The 4422-nt window shown below is 61.8% G+C and carries 4 protein-coding genes; all 4 read left to right on the top strand.

Annotated features, from left to right (window positions below; translation table 11 throughout):
• Positions 1-473 precede the first annotated feature (473 nt).
• Genes ACIP90_RS21305 through solA form a run of 4 tightly spaced genes read left to right on the top strand, consistent with a single transcriptional unit; the run spans position 474 to position 4260 of the window.
• Positions 474-1400, top strand: a complete 927-nt coding sequence (locus ACIP90_RS21305; protein ID WP_400581755.1) for an ABC transporter substrate-binding protein — start codon at positions 474-476, stop codon at positions 1398-1400.
• A gap of 45 nt (positions 1401-1445) precedes the next feature.
• The gene (locus ACIP90_RS21300) at positions 1446-2339 is read left to right on the top strand and encodes an amino acid ABC transporter permease (RefSeq protein ID WP_400581753.1); all 894 of its coding nucleotides are present in this window, start codon (positions 1446-1448) and stop codon (positions 2337-2339) included.
• On the top strand, positions 2336-3103 hold the full coding sequence (locus tag ACIP90_RS21295; protein WP_400581751.1) for an amino acid ABC transporter ATP-binding protein: 768 nt from the start codon (positions 2336-2338) through the stop codon (positions 3101-3103). Before ACIP90_RS21300 ends, ACIP90_RS21295 begins: the two co-directional genes overlap by 4 nt.
• 2 nt (positions 3104-3105) lie before the next feature.
• Complete coding sequence (solA, locus tag ACIP90_RS21290; protein ID WP_400581749.1) at positions 3106-4260, top strand: N-methyl-L-tryptophan oxidase; 1155 nt, start codon at positions 3106-3108, stop codon at positions 4258-4260.
• Positions 4261-4422: the final 162 nt, after the last annotated feature.

The raw sequence follows: 4422 nt of genomic DNA, 5'->3' as shown, positions 1-4422 counted from the left end.
TGCTTCTTGAAAGTCGGCCACTGCTCCTCAGAGATACGGCCATCCAGCAGACGACGCGTAGTGGGATCAATATCGAAGTTGATAAGCGTGCCATAGACATCAAAAGAGATGTACTTCGGCCGGGAGTTAGTCGTTGCCATGATTCATCCGTTCGTCGAAGTTGTTCGGAAGGCCCGGGGCGCCGAGCCTCTGCGGGGTCCAAGGCATGTTCAGATCATGTGGATTCTGCCCATATGGGAACTCTGCTGCCGATACGTCGACTGTAGAACCCAAAATTGTAAATTGTCAACAGTTTTGATCCCCCTGAGCCGACTCGTACAGGCCGCGAATTTTTCGGTCGTCAATTGTTGACAATCGGCACGGAAGGATGTTGCATTGGCTTAGATGCGGAACGAGACGCGGATCACACGCCGCATGAGATGCAGTCGTTTTGGCGGATCCAATCCAGCTGAATCCATTCGAAGGGAACCACTATGAAGACCATCAATAAAGTCCAGACTGCGGCCGCAGGGCTTGCTGTCCTGCTGGCCCTCACTGCCTGTGGCGGCCCGGCCACCGGCACCCAGGGCGCGGACATTCCCAAGACGCAGAACACCCGTGACATCTCCGAGGGTGTCCAGCCGGATCCGGCCGCGGTGGCGCTGCTGCCGGAGTCCTACAAGGCCAAGGGTGAAATCACGGTGGCGATGGATTTGAGCTCCCCGCCGATGACGTTCCTGGCTGAGGACAACACCACGCCGATTGGCGTGAACCCGGACCTCGCCCGGCTGGTGGCCAAGAAGCTGGGGCTGAAGCTGAAGTTCGAGAACACCGCGTTTGACACGATCATTCCCGGCATCGACGGCGGCCGCTACGACTTCACCGCCACCACCATGTCTGCCACGCCCGAGCGGCTGAAGGTCCTGGACATGATCAACTACCTCAAGGGCGGCTCGGCCGTGGCGGTACCGCACGGCAACCCGAACAATCTGACCAACGACACGCTCTGTGGCAAGAACATCGGCGTGACCAAGGGCTCCACGCAGCAGCTGAAGCACCTGCCGAACGTCTCGAAGTGGACCTGTGAGGAAAAGGGCAAGCCGGCCATCAACGGCGTCACGCTGCCCAACGTCCAGGAGGCCCTGACGCAGCTGGACTCCAAGCGGATCGACGGCGTCTTCTACGACGCCAGCGCCCTGGCCTGGGCCAACGAGCAGCAGCCCAACCACTTCACCATCCTGGAACCGAGGATGGATACCCGCACCAACACCAACGTCGCCATGGGTGTGAAGAAGGGCTCACCGCTGACCCCGGCCCTGCAGAAGGCCATCCAGTCCGTCCTGGAGAGCCCGGAATACAAGGAATCGCTGGAGTACTGGGGCCTGGCCGAATCAGCCATCACTGAAGCCAAAATCCGCTAAGGGACGTCCATGCAGCAAACAACTATGGAAAGAAGTGGCCCCGGCATGAACGGGAAAGAGTCACATCTCAAGCCCCGGCTCCGGCGGCGCAGCGCTTTTGAGTATGTCGCGTGGGTGGTCTGCAGCCTGATCGGCATCGGCATCCTGGTCTCGGTATCGACCAACCCCAACTTCAAGTGGGGCACGGTTGTCCGGTACTTCACCTACGAAACGATCCTGCGTGGGCTGATGCTCACCATTTTCCTCACGATTGCCAGCATGGCCCTCGGAACGCTCCTGGGCCTGGCCTTGGCCATCATGAGGTCCTCGAGCATCAAACCGGTCGCCGCCACAGCCAGCGCCTACATCACTCTGTTCCGCGGCACCCCTGTCCTGGTGCAGTTGATTTTCTGGTTCAACGTCGCCGCGCTGTACCCGAACCTGACCATCGGCATCCCGTTCACCAACATCGGCACCGCCGTCGACGTGAACGCCCTGATGGCGCCGATCACCGCGGCCCTGGTCGGCCTGACGCTGAACGAGGCCGCCTACATGGCCGAGATCATCCGCGGCGGGTTCTCCTCGGTCGGCAAGGGCCAGATCGAGGCCGCCGACTCCCTGGGCATGAGCAGCTCCATGAAGATGCGCAAGGTCATCATCCCCCAGGCGATGCCCTCGATCATCCCCGCCACCGGCAACCAGGTCATCGGCATGTTCAAGGAAACCTCCCTGGTCAGCGTGCTGGGCGTCGCCGAACTGCTCCAAAGCGCCCAGCTCATCTACGCCCGCACCTACGAGACCATCCCGCTGCTGATCGTCGCCAGCCTGTGGTACCTCGTGATGACCCTGCTGCTGAGCTACCCGCAGTCCAAGCTCGAGCAAAAATACTCCCGCACAACCTCCCGGCTCCCCCGGAAAGCAAAAGTTGTGCTGACCGAACCGGAAGGGACCCTGCGATGAGCAACGACGGCACCATTCACGCCCGCGGAATCCGTAAGTCCTTCGGACACAAGACAGTCCTGAAAGACATCAACCTGGACATCGCCAGCGGAGAGATCTGCTGCATCATCGGCCCCAGCGGCTCCGGCAAGTCCACGTTGCTGCGCTGTATCAACGGCCTGGAGACGGTCGACACCGGGGTCCTCAAAGTCAACGGCGAGGACTTTGGCTATTACGAGACGGACCATGCTTACCTCGCGGTAAGCCGAAAGAAGCTCGCTGAGCAGCGCACCAGGGTCGGCATGGTCTTCCAGCAGTTCAACCTCTTCCCCAACATGACTGCGCAGGAAAACGTCATGTCCGGGCCGGTGCTGGTCAAGGGCGCTGACAAGAAAGAGTCCGCCAAGCGGGCCCACGAACTGCTGGCCAGTGTCGGCCTGGCCGGGTTCGGGGACTACTACCCCGCCCAACTGTCCGGCGGGCAGCAGCAGCGCGTAGCGATCGCCCGGTCCCTGGCCATGGACCCCGAGATCATCCTGTTTGATGAACCCACCTCCGCGCTGGACCCCGAAAAGGTCGGCGAGGTGCTCATGGTCATGCAGGAGCTGGCGAAGAAAGGCATGACCATGGTCGTCGTCACCCACGAAATGGGTTTCGCCCGCGAAGTCGCGGACTCCGTGATCTTCATGGATGACGGCTACGTGGTCGAACGCGGCGACGCCCGGGAAATCCTGTCCAACCCCAAGGAGCCCCGCACGCAGGCCTTCCTGGAAATGGTGCTCTAGGCATGGACGGAACAGTCGCGATCATTGGCCTGGGCAGCATCGGCAGCATGGCCCTGTGGCAGGCCTCCCGCCTGTCCGACTCTGTCACCGGGTTCGAGGCCCAGACTCCAGGCCATGCCCGAAGCGCCGTGGGCGGTGATACGCGACTGTTCCGAATGCTGTACCGGGGAGTGCCCGACTATTACCCGATCCTGGAGCGTTCCCGGGACCTCTGGGCCGAGCTTGAAGAAGAAACCGGCCAGAACATCCTGACCCGCTGCGGCGGGCTGTCCATCGGAACCAAAGACGGCGCCTACCTCTCGGCCCTGCTGGAAACCACCCGGACCAACGGCGCCGAGCACGAAATCCTCAGCCGCGAGGAGATGGCCGAACGCTACCCGCAGCACAACCTCCGGCCCGACGACATCGCCGTCTATGACCCCAACGCCGGCGCCCTGCGCACCGACCGCGCCGTCACCGCGGCGGTCGCCGCCGCCCAGGCCAACGGCGCGACCATCCACACGAACACCCCCATCGACGGCATCACCGAAACCGCCGACGGCGTGGTTGTCACCTCCGGCGAGAAGTCCTGGACCTTCGAGAACGTCATCGTCTCCTCCGGCGGCTGGTCCCAGCAGCTCATGCCCGACTACCTGAAGGCAGCAACCCAGACCAAGCGGATCTTTCTGACCTGGTTCGTCGCCCGGAACGCGGAAGAATTCTCCCCGGAGAAATTCCCCATCTTCATCCGCATCTACGAGGACCGCTCCATGTACGGCGCGCCCGCGGTTGACGGGGTGACCGTCAAGGCAACCCTGGACGGCCGCGGCGGACCAACACCGGACCCGAACGCCGTGCCCAGGGAACTGACTCCCGCGGAAATTACCGAGACGACCGAAACCGTCACGGAGTTCTTCCCCGGGCTGTTCCCCAATGTCGTCCGCTCCGACGCCTTCCCGGACCTCTTCACCAAAGACGGCAACCCCCTCCTTGGCCGGCTCACGGAAAACAGCAGGATCTACTGCGCCACCGGCTTCTCCGGCGGCGGCTTCAAAAACGCCACCGGATTCGGACAGATCGCGGCCCATGAAGCCCTCGGCAAGCAGACCTTTGACGGCCTCGACTTCGTGCGGCCACAACGATTCAAGACCAGCGTACGGATCCAAGAAAAACACTGAGAGAGTCGGCATCGCGTATTGTTGATAATCTACAGTTCCTCAGAAAGTATTAGCCATGGCAACTCTTAGTCCCCTCCTTAAGCAGGCCACTCCTGTCGTCGTTGAATCCGCGCTCGGAAGCTGGATCGACGCGACCGATGGTAAGAAGTACCTGGATTTCAC

The sequence above is a fragment of the Arthrobacter sp. NPDC093139 genome (assembly GCF_044754165.1).
Taxonomy (GTDB): domain Bacteria; phylum Actinomycetota; class Actinomycetes; order Actinomycetales; family Micrococcaceae; genus Arthrobacter.
This window is presented reverse-complemented; position numbering and strand designations above follow the sequence as displayed.

What these genes read in the sequence shown, in the direction of transcription:
- ACIP90_RS21305 (WP_400581755.1), top strand. Translation starts at nt 474, where the DNA reads ATGAAGACCATCAATAAAGTCCAGACTGCGGCCGCAGGGCTTGCTGTC.
- ACIP90_RS21300 (WP_400581753.1), top strand. Translation starts at nt 1,446, where the DNA reads ATGAACGGGAAAGAGTCACATCTCAAGCCCCGGCTCCGGCGGCGCAGC.
- ACIP90_RS21295 (WP_400581751.1), top strand. Translation starts at nt 2,336, where the DNA reads ATGAGCAACGACGGCACCATTCACGCCCGCGGAATCCGTAAGTCCTTC.
- solA (WP_400581749.1), top strand. Translation starts at nt 3,106, where the DNA reads ATGGACGGAACAGTCGCGATCATTGGCCTGGGCAGCATCGGCAGCATG.